11 protein-coding genes and 3 tRNA genes are annotated in these 16,227 nt (G+C 61.4%); 5 read left to right on the forward strand and 9 right to left on the reverse strand.

What is annotated here, in order from left to right; genetic code table 11:
• Positions 1-16 precede the first annotated feature (16 nt).
• Complete coding sequence (locus AAGQ88_RS18925) at positions 17-1,108, forward strand: SLAC1 anion channel family protein (RefSeq protein WP_342653244.1); 1,092 nt, start codon at positions 17-19, stop codon at positions 1,106-1,108.
• A 121-nt stretch (positions 1,109-1,229) separates the two neighbouring features.
• Here AAGQ88_RS18925 and AAGQ88_RS18930 read toward each other — a convergent pair whose 3' ends face one another.
• Genes AAGQ88_RS18930 through AAGQ88_RS18940 form a run of 3 tightly spaced genes read right to left on the reverse strand, consistent with a single transcriptional unit; the run spans position 1,230 to position 4,819 of the window.
• Positions 1,230-2,864: a GMC family oxidoreductase gene (locus AAGQ88_RS18930; protein ID WP_342653245.1), complete on the reverse strand. Its 1,635-nt coding sequence runs from the start codon at positions 2,862-2,864 to the stop codon at positions 1,230-1,232.
• Positions 2,861-3,403 carry a sugar dehydrogenase complex small subunit gene (locus tag AAGQ88_RS18935; protein ID WP_342653246.1) on the reverse strand — a complete coding sequence of 181 codons (543 nt, stop codon included), beginning with the start codon at positions 3,401-3,403 and terminating at the stop codon, positions 2,861-2,863. The genes AAGQ88_RS18930 and AAGQ88_RS18935 overlap by 4 nt, the downstream gene beginning before the upstream one ends.
• Positions 3,404-3,418: 15 nt before the next feature.
• Positions 3,419-4,819, reverse strand: a complete 1,401-nt coding sequence (locus AAGQ88_RS18940; RefSeq protein ID WP_342653247.1) for a cytochrome c — start codon at positions 4,817-4,819, stop codon at positions 3,419-3,421.
• Positions 4,820-5,413: 594 nt separating this feature from the next.
• Between AAGQ88_RS18940 and AAGQ88_RS18945 the strand changes: the two genes are divergently transcribed.
• From AAGQ88_RS18945 to ilvA, 4 genes are all read left to right on the forward strand, one after another.
• Positions 5,414-7,054, forward strand: coding sequence for a methyl-accepting chemotaxis protein (locus AAGQ88_RS18945; RefSeq protein WP_342653248.1), 1,641 nt, complete (start codon positions 5,414-5,416; stop codon positions 7,052-7,054).
• A gap of 226 nt (positions 7,055-7,280) precedes the next feature.
• Positions 7,281-8,432, forward strand: a complete 1,152-nt coding sequence (locus tag AAGQ88_RS18950) for a carbon-nitrogen hydrolase family protein (RefSeq protein WP_342653249.1) — start codon at positions 7,281-7,283, stop codon at positions 8,430-8,432.
• A gap of 3 nt (positions 8,433-8,435) precedes the next feature.
• Positions 8,436-9,476: an AraC family transcriptional regulator gene (locus AAGQ88_RS18955; RefSeq protein WP_342653250.1), complete on the forward strand. Its 1,041-nt coding sequence runs from the start codon at positions 8,436-8,438 to the stop codon at positions 9,474-9,476.
• A 750-nt stretch (positions 9,477-10,226) separates the two neighbouring features.
• Positions 10,227-11,741: a threonine ammonia-lyase, biosynthetic gene (gene ilvA / locus AAGQ88_RS18960; protein WP_342655843.1), complete on the forward strand. Its 1,515-nt coding sequence runs from the start codon at positions 10,227-10,229 to the stop codon at positions 11,739-11,741.
• Positions 11,742-12,132: 391 nt separating this feature from the next.
• On the opposite strand, the gene AAGQ88_RS18965 is transcribed toward ilvA, so the two are convergent.
• From AAGQ88_RS18965 to AAGQ88_RS18990, 6 genes are all read right to left on the reverse strand, one after another.
• A complete protein-coding gene (locus tag AAGQ88_RS18965; protein ID WP_285426807.1) occupies positions 12,133-13,005 on the reverse strand; it encodes a DUF2242 domain-containing protein in 873 nt (290 codons plus the stop codon).
• Positions 13,006-13,267: 262 nt separating this feature from the next.
• Positions 13,268-14,533 (reverse strand): 3-phosphoshikimate 1-carboxyvinyltransferase, encoded by a 1,266-nt coding sequence (locus tag AAGQ88_RS18970; protein WP_342653251.1) that lies wholly within the window; start codon positions 14,531-14,533, stop codon positions 13,268-13,270.
• Between the two features lie 129 nt (positions 14,534-14,662).
• On the reverse strand, positions 14,663-15,616 hold the full coding sequence (locus tag AAGQ88_RS18975; protein ID WP_342653252.1) for an NAD-dependent epimerase/dehydratase family protein: 954 nt from the start codon (positions 15,614-15,616) through the stop codon (positions 14,663-14,665).
• A gap of 147 nt (positions 15,617-15,763) precedes the next feature.
• A tRNA-Asp gene (locus AAGQ88_RS18980) sits at positions 15,764-15,840 on the reverse strand.
• Between the two features lie 130 nt (positions 15,841-15,970).
• Positions 15,971-16,047: transfer RNA gene (locus AAGQ88_RS18985), tRNA-Asp, on the reverse strand.
• A gap of 65 nt (positions 16,048-16,112) precedes the next feature.
• A tRNA-Val gene (locus AAGQ88_RS18990) sits at positions 16,113-16,188 on the reverse strand.
• Positions 16,189-16,227: the final 39 nt, after the last annotated feature.

The raw sequence follows: 16,227 nt of genomic DNA on the forward strand, positions 1-16,227 counted from the left end.
ACTCAGGTGAACGCCCTTGGACACAACGACCGATGCGACAACCCGATCCGTCGACACGCTCAACGCGCCAGGCCGCAAGGATCCTGCCTTCACCGATCAAGACGTTCGCGCGTACGGTGCGCAGCCGACTGCCACCGTCGTTGCAAACGAGGGCAAGCTGACCTACCTGCCAGTGGCGCTGTTCGGGTCGGTGATGGGCCTTACCGGCTTGTCTTCCGCCTGGAAACTGGCCCACGACCTCTACGGCGTGCCTTCATGGGTGGGCAGAATCATCGGCGTTGTGGCAATCCTGGCGTTCGTCCTGATGAGCGCAGGTTATGCACTAAAGGCGACAACAGGCTTCAAGGCAGTGAAGGCCGAGTTCGAGCACCCGGTGGCAGGCAATCTGTTTGGCACCCTGTTCATCAGCCTGCTGCTGATCCCGATTCCGGTCGCCGATTACAGCCTGAAACTGGCGCAATGGATCTGGATGGTCGGCACGTTCGGGATGATCGTGTTCTCCTGGGTCATCGTCTCGCGCTGGCTGGGAAGACGCCAGCAACCCACTCACGCGACACCGGCCTGGATCGTGCCGGTGGTGGGCCTGATCGACATTCCACTGGCCGTGCCGGCCCTGAACATGCAGGGACTGGACGAACTGCTGATGTTTTCCCTGGCGCTGGGCCTGTTTTTCGCGATCCCGCTGTTCACGCTGGTCATGTCGCGGCTGATGTTCGAAGAACCTCTCGGCACTGCATTGCAGGCATCGCTGATGATTCTGCTGGCACCGTTCGCCGTGGGTTTCTCGGCTTACGTGACGGTGGTCGGCACCGTCGATCGGTTCGCCAGTGCGCTCTACATGCTGACGGTTTTCCTGCTCACGGTATTGGCGGGTCGCTTGCGTCATCTGGCGACGAGTTGCCCGTTCCGCCTGTCCTGGTGGGCCGTGAGTTTTCCGCTGGCGGCGGCGTCGGTCTGCGCGCTGCGGTATGCCGCGAGCACACCGAACCTGTTCACCCACGGCGTGGCGATTGTCTTGCTGATCGGGGTGACGGCACTGTTGCTGGCGATGGCGTTCAGAACACTGCGCGGGGCATTGCGCGGCGAGCTGAAATCATTGGTAGGGTGACCGCGAGGCAAATTGATAGCCGCGAAGCGAACCGCAAACGTGGCGTTCGCGGAGGAGGCACATCGAAAGGGCCGGGCACCTTGCATGAAGCTCACGCAAGGTGCCCGGCGATGTTGCCGTATCAGACTTCGCCCACCAGCACGTCGGCGATGCGAATGCTCAACGCAGCGCCCGTCAGCGTCGGGTTGACGCACGACGACGACGGCATGACGCTGGTGCCGGCGATGAACAGGTTCGGGTGGTCATGGGTACGGCAATCGCGGTCGACCACCGAATCCTTCGGATCGTCACCCATGATGGTCGTGCCCATGATGTGCTGACGGTTCTGGAAGCCAGTGTCCGTGCTCAGGATATCGGCGTCGAGCAGCTTGGCGAACTGTTTGAAGTCCTCCAGCGCTTTCTCTTTGCCAGCATGCCAGTAGTCCGGAACGCTGTAGTAGATTTCCGGGACCGGCAGCCCGATCGCATCGAACTTGGTCTTGCTCGGCGTGACGCGGTTTTCCGGCAGCGGCAAGGTTTCGAAATCCACCGCCCAGTTCAGCGAACGCGCCGATTGCAGACGAATCTGCTCATCGAGCTTGGAGCCCAGAACGCCCTTCGCGATCAGATTGGAGGTGATCTGCGAAGTCGGCACCGTGTTGCGCACCTTGATCTTGTAGCTCGGGAAGTCCTTGCGGAACTCGCCGTCGCGACTGTTCAAATAAACCAGCAACTGAGTCGGACCTTCGCCCGGCCACATGTCTTCCTTGGCCATGACGTTCATGCTGATGCCGGTGTGGTCCATCAGATTGCGGCCGACCTGATCAGAGGAGTTGGCAATGCCGTTCGGGTATTTTTCCGACGTCGACATCAGCAGCAGTTTCGGCGACTCGATACCGTAGGCGGCAAGCACGAAGTAACGGGCGGTCAGCTTGTGCTGCGACTTGTCCGGGCGCATGTACCAGATCGAGGTGATCTTGCCATCGTCACCGGCCTCGATTTTGTAGACCACCGAGTTCTCGAGCACTTTGGCGCCATGACGCTCGGCTTCGTCGATGTGCATCGAGCCGTCGTACTTGGCGGCAATCGGACACACCGGGTTGCAGTTGTTGTTGCCGGCACACGGCGGGCGCTTGCCGTAAGGGCGCGTGGCGCGGCCGTTGGGCTCCAGAATCGGGTTGTAACCGCCCTTGCTCAAAAGCTCCGACAGGCGCTTGAACATGTAGCTCGGCTTGAGGCCTTCCATCGGGTACGGAATCGAGCGCGGCGGGTAGGCTTGACCGCCCTGCCCGCTCTCGTCCTGACCGTCCACGCCGGACACGCCCAGCTCGGTTTCGGCGCGGGCGTAGAAAGGCTCCAGCTCGTCATAACTGACCGGCCAGTCACGGCCACGGCCATACAGCGATTTGAGGCGGAAATCGTTCGGCAGCATGCGCCACAACGAAGAACCGAAGTGCCAGGTGGTGCCGCCGACCACACGCAGGTACGAGGTGTTGTATTTGACCGGGCCGACCTGCTGCAGGTAGTCGCCATACGTGGATGGCGCGTGGGGCATGCTCGGGTAAGGGGAACCGGCGCCTTGCAGCTTGGCGTTGGCCAGCGACAACTTGACCGGGGCATTGCGGAACGTTTCCACGACATCACGACGGTTCACCCGAGGGCCGGCCTCGAGCACGATGACCGACTTGCCCGCTTTGGCCAGGCCAGTGGCGATCAGGCCGCCCATGACGCCGGAGCCGATGATGACCACGTCGGCATCGAATTGATCGCTGCTCATACTTTCGAATCCTGAATAGCTGCTGGTTTGGCGCCCCACGAAGCAGGGCCGCCACCGTAAGTGGGGATGGCGAGAATGCCGTGGGTAGGCTGGTACATCATGGCCAGCGAGTAGCTGATCAGTTCGGCATCGGCAGGCTCGCCGACAATGCCCAGATACCAGGCGGAAATGATGCTGGTGGCCGTGGCTTTCAGCGAAACGTCGGCATTGGCCTGGGCCAGATATTCATCGACGTGCTTGTAGCCCTGGGCGCCGATCAGCTGCTTGAGAGCGATGACGTTGGTCGAAAAATTGGGCGCACGCTTGTCCAGCGCCGCGTAGTAACGCGCGGCCAGCACAGCGTTCACCGGCCGACTCACCAGAAACTGCGACAGGCCGATGAAATCGTCGTTGGAAACCTCAGCGGCCATTACCGACTGCCATGGCATCACGCTGCCAACCAGCGCCGCCAGGCCCAACGTGATCGAGCCTCGCAGCAGGTTGCGGCGCGAGACGCCCGCCGAGCCCAGGTCTTGAACCGATACATTTTTTTGCGTCATTGAACTGTCCATTACTCAAGCTCCCTTGCGACGGCGGGAGATCAACGCCATCACGACCAGGCCGATCAGCACGCAGACGAGGATGATGGCCGGGATGGTGAACTTGGCGAGCACGGCGAGCGGCGCCTTTGGGCCGCCTTCACGGGCCAGCGCAACGTCGGCGGCCGTTACTGTCCGCTCGGCATTGCCGTAACGCGACAGCACGTAGTTGCTGACGTCGGCGATTTGCTGATCGTTGAGGCGATCCGTGAACAGTGCGTCTGGGCCGAAGGCAGGCATGTCGATCGCCACGCCGTCGACTTCGCGGTGCACGCCATACACGATGGCGGCGATCAGGTTGTCGCTGCGGCTGGTCGCGGTGTTGTGAAACAGCGACGGGTATTCCTTGTTGCCTTGACCATCGGCCTGATGGCAGTTGGCGCAGGTGCCGCTGAAGATGTGCCAGCCTGGATTGTCCTCAGGTTTACCGCCGCGCAGGGTCAGTTCGTCAGTCGATGCCTGGCCGAATTCATGGCGCGCCTTCGCTTCGCCCGTCTTGACCGGCTGAGTCTGCAACAGGTACGCCGCGATGGCTTTGAGGTCAGTATCACTGAGGTGCTGCAGGCTGTTCTCAACCGCCTCGGCCATGGGACCGGCTGCCTGAGCCTTGCCTTCGACGTGCCCGGTGCGCAAGTAAGCCACGATCTCGTCGCTCGACCAGGCGCCAATGCCACTGACTTTGTCGGAGGTGATGTTCGGCGCGTACCAACTGCCCAGTGCGCCGCCCGCCAGCGCCTTGCTGTTGTCGGCCGCCATCAGCACGTTGCGCGGGGTGTGACAGGTGTCGCAGTGCGCCAGCCCGTTGACCAGGTAATCGCCGCGGTTGACCTCTGCGGATTTGGCCGGATCCGGCGTGAAGCGTTTGTCACTGTGAAACAACGCGTTCCAGCCGATCATCGAGGCGCGGATGTTGAACGGGAAATCCAGCGAGGTTTTCCGGGTCGGCGTGTCCACCGGCTCCACTTCTTTCATGAAGTAGTCGTAGAGGGCCGCGATATCGCTGTCGGTCATTTTCGAATACGAGGTGTACGGCATGGCCGGATACAGATGCGTGCCATCGGCCGTTACGCCATCACGCACCGCACGCGCGAACTGGTCGGCGGTGTAGTTGCCGATACCCGCGGTTTTCGAAGGCGTGATGTTGGTCGAGTAGATGATGCCCATCGGCGAACTGAGCGGATAGCCGCCCGCGAATGATTTGCCGCCCGGCGCGGTATGGCACGCCACGCAGTCAGCCGCAACCGCCAGACGTTTGCCCGCCGAAGCGCTGCTTTCAAGCTCCTCGCCGAAGGCTGGAGCAGCCGCGGCGATCATCAGTGTGAACAATCCTGCAAAGGCATACCCCATGCTTTTTCCCTTATCAATGCGACGCGACATGAGTTCAACCCCAGGAAACTGCGTTCTCTGTTTTTTCAAGGATCTGGAAACATGCGAACACGCGGACGCCTGACCTCACTGGGTGCAGACCAAGAAGTACGATGTCGTATGAATTTTCACGAATATTTCACAGAATGTAACATTAAGCAACAAACAAAAAAGGCTATGTGCCATCTTTTATTTTTTGATCGAAGGCTCTAGCACGCCGCTTTGAGGATGATTCTCAACAAGCGCCCTCAGAGCAGTGTGAAAAGCGAAGTGAGGATATGAGGTTTTCTGTTACAGAGCGTGAGTGATTTAGGAACGTTTGTGCGCTTATTTCGTCGCGGGTCTCGAATTCTCGTTACTTATGCGGAAAATACCCCCTCAAATCGGGCTCCCTGCCCAGCGATACGCGGCGTCGAGTACCTGACAAAAGTCACTGAATGTCATTCGATACCACTCAGAGACAGCTGATCTAGAGCCTTTTCTCAAAGAAACATCCCGTAACCCTATAGCTGTAGACAAACCCGCCGATAGACATACGACAACTCGCCCCGTCTCTCCCGGAATCGGCGAAATTCCCCCTTTGAAACTCTGTCAGCAGGATGCCCCATGAGCTGGATCAATGATGCAAAACTCTCCACCAAGTTGATTACAGCCTTTGCGCTGTGCGCATTCATCACGCTGGGTGTCGGCGTATTGGGAAGTCGGGGGGTCAGCACACTTTCGGGAAGCCTGAAGTCGGTGTTTGAAAACAACCTTGTCTCGGTAGCCAATACCGCCCAGACAAAAACCAAGGCCGTCGGCCAGAGCCGTGACCTGTACCGCTTGTACATCGCCACCGCAGCCGGCCTGCCGCAGAGCGTGAAGGACGAATACATTGCGTCGATGAACGCCAACCAGCTGGCCAGCGAAAAGGCCTTCGCCGATTATCGCAAGACGCCGCTGGCAGACGATGAACGCGCCGCGGGTGACAAAATGGAGCGGGACTGGCCGGTGTATCAGGCCATGGTGCAGAAGTACGTCGGGCTCATGAGGGCCGGTGATCTGGAAAATGGTCGCAACCTGCTGCTCGGTGACCTGCAGAAAACCTACCGCGTGGTGATGGACGAATTGACCGTCATGGTCGACTCCAATGACCGTCAGGTCGGGGAAGGCGCCGAAGCGGCGGGCCAGCTGGAATCGTCGGCCAAGACCTCGCTGTACATCGGCATCACCCTGGCGTTCATCGCGGCCATCGTTCTGGGTCTGTTCATCAGCCGTCTGATCAGCCGCCCTATCGCCAGCGCAGTGGCGAGCGCCCGACGCATCGCGCAAGGCGACCTGACTCAGCACATCGTCAGCACCGGGCGCGACGAAGCCGGCCAACTGCTGACCGCGCTGGCCGAGATGCAGAGCAGCCTGAAATCCACCATTCAACAGATCGCCAGCGCGTCGGATCAGCTGGCATCAGCGGCAGAAGAGCTGACCGCCGTGACCGACAACGGCAGTCGCGGGCTGCTGCGCCAGAACGACGAAATCCAGCAGGCCGCCACCGCCGTGACGGAAATGACTTCCGCCGTGGAAGAGGTCGCCCGCAACGCCGTCTCGACATCCGAAGCCTCGAAAGCCACCAGCCTGCAAGCCAGCAACGGTCGCGATCAGGCGCGCAATGCGGTGTCGGCGATCAACAGCGCGACCACGGAAATTGCCGCGTCCACCACCATGGTCAAGGACCTGGCCGTGCAGGTGCGCGACATCGGCAAAGTGCTGGACGTGATCCGTGGCATCGCCGAGCAGACCAACCTGCTGGCCCTGAACGCCGCCATCGAAGCCGCGCGGGCTGGCGAGCAAGGCCGTGGCTTTGCGGTGGTTGCCGATGAAGTTCGCGCCCTGGCCGCCCGCACTCAGGCGTCCACCGGTGAAATCGAAGGCATGATCAACAGCGTGCAGACCAGCGCCGATCAGGCCGTGGGCGCGATGGGCAAAAGCCAGTCACTGGTCACCGACACCCAGGCGCTGGCGCAGGCAACCGGCCAGGCGCTGGAGCTGATCGCCGACGGCATCGCACAGATCAACGACCGCAATCTGGTCATCGCCACCGCGTCGGAAGAGCAAGCCAACGTCGCCCGCGAAGTCGACCGCAACCTGGTCAACATCCAGGACCTGTCGACCCAGACCGCAGCGGGTGCGCATCAGACCAACGCGTCGACTCAGGAGCTGTCGAGCCTGGCAGTCTCGTTCAATACGCTGGTAAGCCGCTTCCGTCTGTAACGGCGCAATACCGTACATGGACCGCAGCCGTACACGACGGCTGCGGTCTCGGCGTGTCATTCCATGCCACGCCGGCGTCAGGTCGCCAGACCGCACAGCCTTCTCTCCTCGCTCCCGCCTGCACGCCCGAATACCCAGCAAAACCTTTCTATAAGCCCCTGTTTGCCGTAGCCTTCGCACACCCCAATGCCACCCACGCGTCGTCAAAGGCAGCTCTCGTTTCTACATGCGCAAAGTTCTCGGCTCACTCACCGCAACCGTGCTGGTGATCCTTCTTGTCAGCTACGGCTTGTGGACCAGCAAGCGGCATGTCGGGCATTACCTGGCGGACTTGCGCATCCAGCTGGTGATCAACGACGGCCAGCCCGGTGAGCGCGGTAACTTGCTGGGCATCCAGCCCGAACTGTTCCCGTCCGATTACTCGAGCGTCAAGCGTCTGCACCGCAAGCTGGCGGCGTACCTTGAGCAAGCCCGCGAGCACGGGCTGATCAACGACAAAACCATCGTGGTGCTGCCCGAGCACGTCGGCACCTGGCTGTTCGCGATCAACGAGAAATCCCAGTTCTATCAGGCGACCACGCTGGAGGAGGCGTTGAACTGGCTGGCCTTCAGCAATCCGCTGCTGTTCGTCGACGCGATGTTCCATGCACGAGGACGCGACCGACTGCAAGACGCGCACCTGCGCATGAAGGCCAACAGCATGGCGCAGGATTATCAGGACGTGTTCGGCGGTCTGGCCCGAGAATTCGGCATCACACTGGTCGCCGGCTCGATCGTCCTGCCCAGTCCGCAGGTTAACAACGGGCAACTGCAGGCCGGCCATGGCGCGCTGTATAACAGCAGTCTGGTGTTCGGTCGCGACGGCGTGCCCCTCGGCCAGCCGCAACGGCAGCTGTTTCCCAGCGGTTATCAGCGGGGCTATATCCGCCCCGGCAAGGATGCTCCGCTGCGCGTGATCGACACCCCGGCCGGTCGGCTGGCCGTTCTCATCGGCAGTGACAGCTGGTATCCGGACAACTACGCACGCCTCAACGACAGCAGTGCCGAGCTGATTGCCGTGCCTGCGTTCGTCGCGGGCAGCAGCAGCTGGTCGCGCCCCTGGCATGGGGAAAAACATAATCCGCGAGCGGCTCATCTGGACCTGGGTCCGAAGCCGCTGACCGAAGGCGAAGCCTGGCGTCGGCTGGCGCTCACACCTGCCAGCACGGCAAAAGCGGGCATCAGTGTGTTCATGCGAGGGCAGTTCTGGGATCAAGGTGTCGCCGGACACAGTTTCGCCACACGTGGCGGGCAAAGCATCGCCGAACAGTCCATCACCGCAGCGCCCAAGGGAGCCCGACCCGGGCATGGCGCCCGCTTGATCAACCTGTGGCTGTGACCGATGAACACGCCTCGGGTTCGTCTCGGTGATCTGTCAGTCGGCTTCGTTCACAGCCTGGCGGACGCCGTTCGCAGCTTCGACCAGGACCCGCAGCCACTGCTCGATCAGTTCGGCCTGGACGCTGCCCGGCTGAGCGAGCCCGGTGCCCGGCTGTCGATTCCGCGCTACATGCGCCTGGGTCACGCCGCCATCGAGTTGACCGGCAAAGCGGGGCTGGGTTTGCGCATGGGACGCTTGAGCCATTTCAGTCAGGCGGGTCTGGCGGGCATCACCGCCGCTCAGGCTCCGACTGTCCGCGAAGCCGCACGCACGCTGATCCGCTTCGAACCCCTGTACGGCTCCAATTATCGAGGGCAGTCCAGTTTCCATGAAGACAGCACCGGCGCCTGGCTGCGTTTCTACTCCATCAGCCCGTACAACGGTTACAACCGGTTTGTGGTGGATTCGATCCTCAGTGGCTGGCTACAGCAGCTTTCCACGCTGTCGGGCAGCGCATTGCAGGCCGAGCGCCTGGAGATCGAATTCGAAGCGCCCACCTATGCGGCGGATTATGCGGGCCTCAGCGAACAGCCGGTGAGCTTTGCCGCCGGCGCCAATCAACTGCGCCTGGGCCTGCGCGAACTCGGGCTGCGCAATCCGGATCATGTGCCGAGCACCTGGCGGCATCTGCTGCACGTGTGCGAGCGCGAACTGGAGCAACTCACGCGAACGCGCGGGCTGCGCGAGCGAATCACCCAGATGCTGGGGCCGCTGTTGAATGGCGGGCGCGAGCCGGATCTGCAAGAAGTCGCCGCCCGGCTGAAGCTGCCGAGCTGGACGTTGCGCCGCAAACTGGCGGAAGAAGGTACACGCTTTCGCGCGATCCTCAACGACACGCGCCGGGATCTTGCGATGACCTACATAAGGGATACCGAACTGGCGTTCGGAGAGATTGCTTATCTGTTGGGTTTTGCGTCGGCCGAGGCCTTTCAACGCGCCTTCAAACGCTGGAACGGACAGACGCCGGGAGAGTTCCGCCGCAGCCAGCGTCATTCAGTCTGACGCATTCACCCACGCAGGCTTAAAGCTCGGTTGCGTCATCAGCGGGCTCGACGGGGTCGAGTTCGTAGGCCTGATACTCCAGCAGTTCTTCTTGGTAATCGTCCATCACTCAAGCCCTCGTGGCTGTTCTCTGTTGCTTCGGGAGTCGTGTTTGCGGGTCGTTTCAGCGACTGATCACTGCTGCGATCTCCACCCTAAAGCGCCCTCATGACTGAAAAATGAAGGCTTCTTGAACAGTAGACGAGGTCAATAGCAGAAAATTTACCGACACATCCCTGTCAAGGCTCTAGCGCGTGGCCTGTCGCCAATCCTCAATGTTTAGCCCACCGTTAAAATTCACGCAAGTGGTCAGGAAAAATCTGACGAAATAGCATTATTTGGCTGACTGTCGTGTAGGCGATTTCCCAGCGCAAGGTTGCTGGATGACGAAAGCAGTGCACGATTGCCACTTGACGGCATGGAACAGCTCGCCATAGTCTTCGAGCCATGAACGTAACCAAGCATTTCTTCGGCCAGATAATTATTACCGCCATTCCAGTCATGGCGGGTTAGCCGACGTTTGCACCCAACCCGCCCTCGAGGCGGGTTTTCTCTCTCTGTCTCCCGGGCCAAAAAATCGAACCAGGAGCCAGACATGATCATCATCCGCCCTACCCTCGCCGCCCCAGCCCTGTACCTGATCGATGCTTCGACCTCGACGGGGACCGCGCGATGAACCAACTCCTCGACGGCGTGCAGGCTCACAGTCACCTGCTCAGTGATTACGTGCGCAAAATCCTCACCTCCCGTGTCTACGACGTCGCCGTGGAAACCCCGCTGCAGGGCGCTCGTCAGTTGTCCGAGCGACTCGGCAACCAGGTGCTGCTCAAGCGCGAAGACCTGCAGCCGGTGTTCTCCTTCAAGATTCGCGGCGCGTACAACAAGCTGGCGCAACTGAGCGCCGAGGAGCTTGCCCGCGGCGTGGTCACGGCTTCGGCGGGCAACCACGCGCAGGGGCTGGCGCTGGCGGCCAGAAAGCTGGGCATCAAGGCCACCATCGTCATGCCCAAGACGACGCCGGAGATCAAGGTCGAAGGCGTGCGCTCGCGCGGCGGCAAAGTGGTGCTGCACGGCGACTCTTTCCCCGAGGCGCTGGCGTATTCCCTGAAGCTGGTCGAGGAAAAAGGCTACGTCTACATTCACCCTTACGACGACCCTGACACCATCGCCGGACAAGGCACGGTCGCCATGGAAATCCTGCGTCAGCATCAGGGCAAGCTCGACGCGATCTTCGTGCCGGTTGGCGGCGGCGGGCTGATCGCCGGTATCGCGGCCTACGTCAAATACCTGCGTCCCGAGATCAAGGTGATCGGCGTCGAACCGGACGATTCCAACTGCCTGCAGCAGGCCATGGCCTACGGCGAGCGCGTGGTGCTGCAGCAGGTCGGGCTGTTTGCCGACGGCGTCGCTGTGGCGCAGATCGGCCAGCACACCTTCGACATCTGCAAGGACTACGTCGACGAGGTGATCACGGTCAGCACCGACGAAATCTGCGCGGCGATCAAGGACATCTACGACGACACCCGCTCGATCACCGAGCCGGCCGGCGCGCTGGGCGTGGCGGGCATCAAGAAATACACCGAAGAATACGGCGTCACCGGTCAGACGTTCGTCGCCATCGACTCGGGCGCCAACGTCAATTTCGACCGCCTGCGCCATGTCGCCGAGCGCGCCGAACTGGGCGAAGGTCGCGAGGCGATCATTGCCGTGACCATCCCCGAGCAGCCGGGCAGTTTCAAGGCGTTCTGCGAGGCAGTCGGCAAGCGTCAGATCACCGAATTCAACTACCGCTACCACACCGACCGCGAGGCGCACATCTTCGTCGGCGTGCAGACCCACCCGGAAAACGACCCGCGCAAGGCGCTGATCGCCAGCCTGCGAGCGCAGGGCTTTCCGGTGCTGGACCTGACCGACAACGAACTGGCCAAGCTGCACCTGCGGCACATGGTCGGTGGGCATTCGGAACGGGTCAGCGATGAAGTGGTGCTGCGCTTCGAATTCCCCGAGCGGCCGGGCGCGCTGTTCAACTTCCTCAACAAACTGGGCGGCAAGTGGAACATTTCGATGTTCCACTACCGCAACCACGGCGCCGCCGACGGCCGCGTGGTCGCCGGTCTGGTCGTGCCAGAAGACGAGCGCCATCTGGTGCCGCAAGCGCTGGCGGAAATCGGTTATCCGTATTGGGACGAGAGCAACAACCCGGCGTACAAACTGTTTCTCGGCTGAGTCGCCATTGCGTACGCCCGGTGGGAGTGAGCCAACGGTCTTTAACGCCCCGTAAGTCTGCGGCGAACACCCCGACACCTTCCCGGCTAAAGCCGGTCCTACGAAAAGCTTGCGGCATCTGTAGGACCGGATATAGCCGGTACTACGAAAAGCTTGCGGCATCTGTAGGACCGGCTTTAGCCGGGAAGAGGCTGGTACATTCGCTGGATAGGCAGCGCCCGGAAGTCAGTCTTCGCGAGCAAGCTCGCTCCTACAGGTCCTGTGGCCGTTCCCGAAACCAGGCAGCGCCTGTAGGAGCGCGCTTGTCCCTGGGCCGCATCCGGACGATCGGCTGCGCAGCAGTCGTAAAACCGGTTGATGCGTTGTGCCCGTCAAACCGCATACATCCAGATCATTGCGCTGGCGCTGCCTCGGGCGCAGGATCGGCGGCGGGCGTGGCGTTGACTTCAGGCGCTGGAGCTGGTGCTGCTGCTGGGGCCGGCTCCGCTGGCGTGGCAGTCTCAGCCTTCAGTGGCTCAGGCTCTGCCGGGGCGGGCATGGTCTCACTGCCCTGATCCGCTGCTGTGGCAGACGGCGTGGCAGGCGTACTCAACGCTGCCGGAACTGGCGCAGGCGCGGCTGCCGGCGTGGCTTCAACCGGTTTCTGCTCATTCAACGCCGCGGCCTTGGCGGGAGCAGGTTCCGGCATGCCCAGATCGGTCTTGGGTTTTTCTTCGATGTGCGCAGCTTTCTTCACCTCCGGCGGCAGGAAGTTTTCCACCAGCGCGAAGAAACGGTCGTAGAACTTGGAGGACGCCACCGTCTCACTGGCCACCTTGACCATCGAGTCGTCCGTCGAGCCGATCGGCATCGAGACAGAGCCCAGCACGCCGACACCCAGGCTCGCCGAGTTGTTGACCTTCTTCAGCGCATAACGGTCCTGCAGGGCGTTGGCGAACATCGTTGCCTTGGCGTCCGTGCCACCGTCGGCAGCACACACCACATTGAAGCTGATCTCCATATGGGTTTCGCCGGTCTGCTGGAAGCTCTTGTGGCCGCTGATCATTTTCGGATCGCTGCTGGTGATGATGTATCCCTGGCTGAGCAACGCGCGCCGCCCTGCCTCGCACGTGGCAGCATCGGACACTGGATAGTTGCGTGAGAACGTACCGGCGTCGTCGAAGTTTTCATGCTCGTAGATAGCCTGCTTCTTTGACGAGCAGCCTGCGGCGGCCAGCAGGGTCAACGCCCAGCATGCGGTACGAAAGCTCAGTAATTTAGACATCGAACATCCCGGGAAAAAGGTCGACAGAATAGTGGACCGAAGGAAACGCCGGTAAGTCTGCAACAAGGCTGGCACCGGATCAACGCACAGTTTGCAACCGTGTGGATACATCGAACTTTTCGTCGGCGCGACTCGCCACGTGCACTCGACTGACGGGCGTTTCATGACTGTGGGCGTCTGACAACGCCGCAGCCCGGATATCGCCGGACGGAAGCGGGAATCGACTGACGGTCGTCAGCGACCTGCCTCCGCCCGATGCCGCTCAGACCTGACCGTGTTCGAGCTTCACGCCCAGAAACTCCAGCGCACGCCAGTAACCGGGATAGGTCTTGGCGACGCAATCCGGGTCCTGAATGCGAACACCCGAGACCTTGAGCCCGGCCAGCGCGAAACACATGGCGATGCGATGGTCCGAATGGGTGTCGATCAGCGCATGGCTGCTGGTGCCGGCCAGGCTCGGGTCCGACGCCACCAGCAAGTCGTCGCCCTCGACCGAGGCCAGCCCGGGACGCACTTGATTGAGCCCGTCATGCAGCGCCTGCACACGATCGCACTCTTTGACCCGCAGGTTGGCCAGATCGACAAAACGCACCGGCGTTTCATTGAAGGCCGCCAGCACCGCCAGCGTAGGAATCGCATCCTGCATCTGCGAGCCGTTGATCACCGCCGGCATCTTCGGGAATTGCGCGATCACGTCCATCGCCTTGGCATCAGGCTGGGTGAACGCCTGGGCAGCGACGCCCAGATCGATGTTGCCTGCGGTCAGGGCCTGCGCAGCCCACAGATAAGTGGCGGCAGAAGCATCCGGCTCGACGTGATAATCGCAGGCGGTGTAACCGGTCGGCGATACACGCCACAGCGCCTCATCGACGACTTCGACCTCAGCACCGAAAGCGCGCATGCAGGCGATGGTCAGATCGATGTAACCGCGAGCGCCGATCTCCTTGCCGGTCAGAGCCACTTCGATCGGCGCATCGCCGCACGCCGCCACCATCAGCAGTGCGGAAACGTACTGGCTGGACAGACCGCCGTCGATTTCGAAACGGGTGGCCTTGATCGAACCGTGGCCGTGGATGACTACCGGCGGGCAGCCCGTCGCGCTTTCGGCATGCAGCCCGCCTTTGCGCAATGATTCGAGCAGCGGACCGATCGGGCGCTTCTGCATGTAGTGGTCGCCGTCCAGCGTGACACTGCCGTTGACCGTGCAGACCGCCGCCGTGAGAAAGCGCACCGCAGTGCCCGCATTGCCCAGAAACAGCGGGCCTTCAGGCACCTCGAGGCGACCCGAACTGGTGACGACGAAACTGGTGTCGTCCGGCTCGTCAATGACCACGCCCATCTGCCTCAGCGCGTTGGACATGTGGCGGGTGTCGTCGCTTTTCAGCGCGCCACGCAGATGACTGGTGCCCTTGGCCAGCGCCGCCAGCAGCAACGCACGGTTGGTGATCGACTTCGAACCCGGCGGCGAGACATGCCCCGTCAACGGTACACCCGGTGGGATCACAGTGATGGTTTGGTTCATGCCCATGGTCCAGCTCTCCAAATTCGAAATCAGGCAGTGCGCAGCGCCGCGTTAAGCGAGCCGGCAATCATGTCATTTCTCGCCGCTCTGTGCAGCATCGCGTTGCCTTGCAGGCAGCGGAACATCGAACAGGGCTCATTGATGCCCCGGCGCACCCATGCGGTATTCCCTGCCGACCTGCATCAGGGCGCGCAGCGTATCGGTGTCAGGCTGATAACCCAGAACCTGCCTCGCCCGCGAGCAGTCCACGGTCAGCGAACCGCACAGCTGGGTATACAGATCGCCCTTGCCCGCGGCCTTGAGCATGACGGCCAGCAATGCGCCAGGCACCGGCAAGGCGAAGACGCGCTTGCCCATCCCCTGCGCCAACGCGCCGAGCATCTGGTGAGTCGACACGTCACTGCCATCACTGGCCAGAAACGTCTGGCCAGCTGCATCCGGATGCTGGCAGGCCAACGCAATCAAGGCCGCGAGATTGTCGACGGAAATGATGCTGCGCGCGTTGCGAACCAGCGCGAACGGACTGGGAATGCCTTTCTCGACCACCTTCAGCAGCGTCCTGAAATTGCCCGGTGCGCTTGCCCCGTACACGAGCGGAGGACGTATGATCACCCACTCCATGGTTGCACCGTCGAGCAACCGGTGCAGACCGATTTCAGCCTCCAGCTTGGAGCGCGCGTAGTCGGCGACCGGATGAGGCGTTGAGGTTTCGGAGAAGCGCTGAGTCCCGGACTCGTTGCCGTTGACGCCAATCGAGCTGATGAACACAAAGCGCTGGACGCCAGCCGACAGCGCTTCACGGGCCAGCTGCAGCGTCGCGTCGCAGTTCACCGCCTGATACAGATCAGCCGAGTCGCCCTGTTTATCGAGCACATGCGCCCTGCCGGCCAGGTGAACCACGCAGTCAATGCCGTTGAGCATCCCGCTGATGGCCTGCGGATCTGTGAAGTCGGTCGCGATGTATTTCACGCCGACCACCGAACCCTTGCCGCTGCGGCAGATGCCCGTGACGTCGTGGGATTGATCCATCAGCAGCTCACAGAGTCGAGTGCCGATGAATCCGCTGGCGCCTGTTACAAGTATCCGCATGATCGAGACTCGCTGTCCTTAAGTTGTCCGAATGATAAGCGCAGAAACCCTCACAGCGCCGATGGCTTTCTGTCAGGCACAAAAAAAGCGACGCTAAGGTCGCTTTTTTTGTCGCTTCAAGGAGTTCAAGGGCCTTGAGGCTATGTATGGCGCAGCGGACGGGACTCGAACCCGCGACCCCCGGCGTGACAGGCCGGTATTCTAACCGACTGAACTACCGCTGCGTGTCGCACAGATTTTCATCTGCTTAACTCTGTTGAAACGGGTTGAAACCTGTTTCGTATGACTCTGATCGATCGCCTTGGCGTTCAATCTCAAACCCGGCTCTGAAAACAAAACCCGATCTGTAAAATATGGCGCAGCGGACGGGACTCGAACCCGCGACCCCCGGCGTGACAGGCCGGTATTCTAACCGACTGAACTACCGCTGCGCAGTGTGGACTTATCGTCCTGCTGAATCTCAGTAACCTTCAGCGTGTCTTGCAACTCTCAACGATGGTGGGTGATGACGGGATCGAACCGCCGACCCTCTGCTTGTAAGGCAGATGCTCTCCCGGCTGAGCTAATCACCCTTTGCTTCGCTGAGGCCGCGAAATTTACGCAGGTGCCGA

Source organism: Pseudomonas sp. F3-2, assembly GCF_038804275.1.
Lineage (GTDB): Bacteria > Pseudomonadota > Gammaproteobacteria > Pseudomonadales > Pseudomonadaceae > Aquipseudomonas.

Bases quoted from the DNA above. Each gene is read 5' to 3' on its own strand.
- AAGQ88_RS18965 (WP_285426807.1), bottom strand. From the start codon at position 13,005: ATGTCTAAATTACTGAGCTTTCGTACCGCATGCTGGGCGTTGACCCTG.
- AAGQ88_RS18945 (WP_342653248.1), top strand. From the start codon at position 5,414: ATGAGCTGGATCAATGATGCAAAACTCTCCACCAAGTTGATTACAGCC.
- AAGQ88_RS18970 (WP_342653251.1), bottom strand. From the start codon at position 14,533: ATGGGCATGAACCAAACCATCACTGTGATCCCACCGGGTGTACCGTTG.
- AAGQ88_RS18950 (WP_342653249.1), top strand. From the start codon at position 7,281: ATGCGCAAAGTTCTCGGCTCACTCACCGCAACCGTGCTGGTGATCCTT.
- AAGQ88_RS18955 (WP_342653250.1), top strand. From the start codon at position 8,436: ATGAACACGCCTCGGGTTCGTCTCGGTGATCTGTCAGTCGGCTTCGTT.
- AAGQ88_RS18935 (WP_342653246.1), bottom strand. From the start codon at position 3,403: ATGACGCAAAAAAATGTATCGGTTCAAGACCTGGGCTCGGCGGGCGTC.
- AAGQ88_RS18975 (WP_342653252.1), bottom strand. From the start codon at position 15,616: ATGCGGATACTTGTAACAGGCGCCAGCGGATTCATCGGCACTCGACTC.
- AAGQ88_RS18940 (WP_342653247.1), bottom strand. From the start codon at position 4,819: ATGTCGCGTCGCATTGATAAGGGAAAAAGCATGGGGTATGCCTTTGCA.
- AAGQ88_RS18930 (WP_342653245.1), bottom strand. From the start codon at position 2,864: ATGAGCAGCGATCAATTCGATGCCGACGTGGTCATCATCGGCTCCGGC.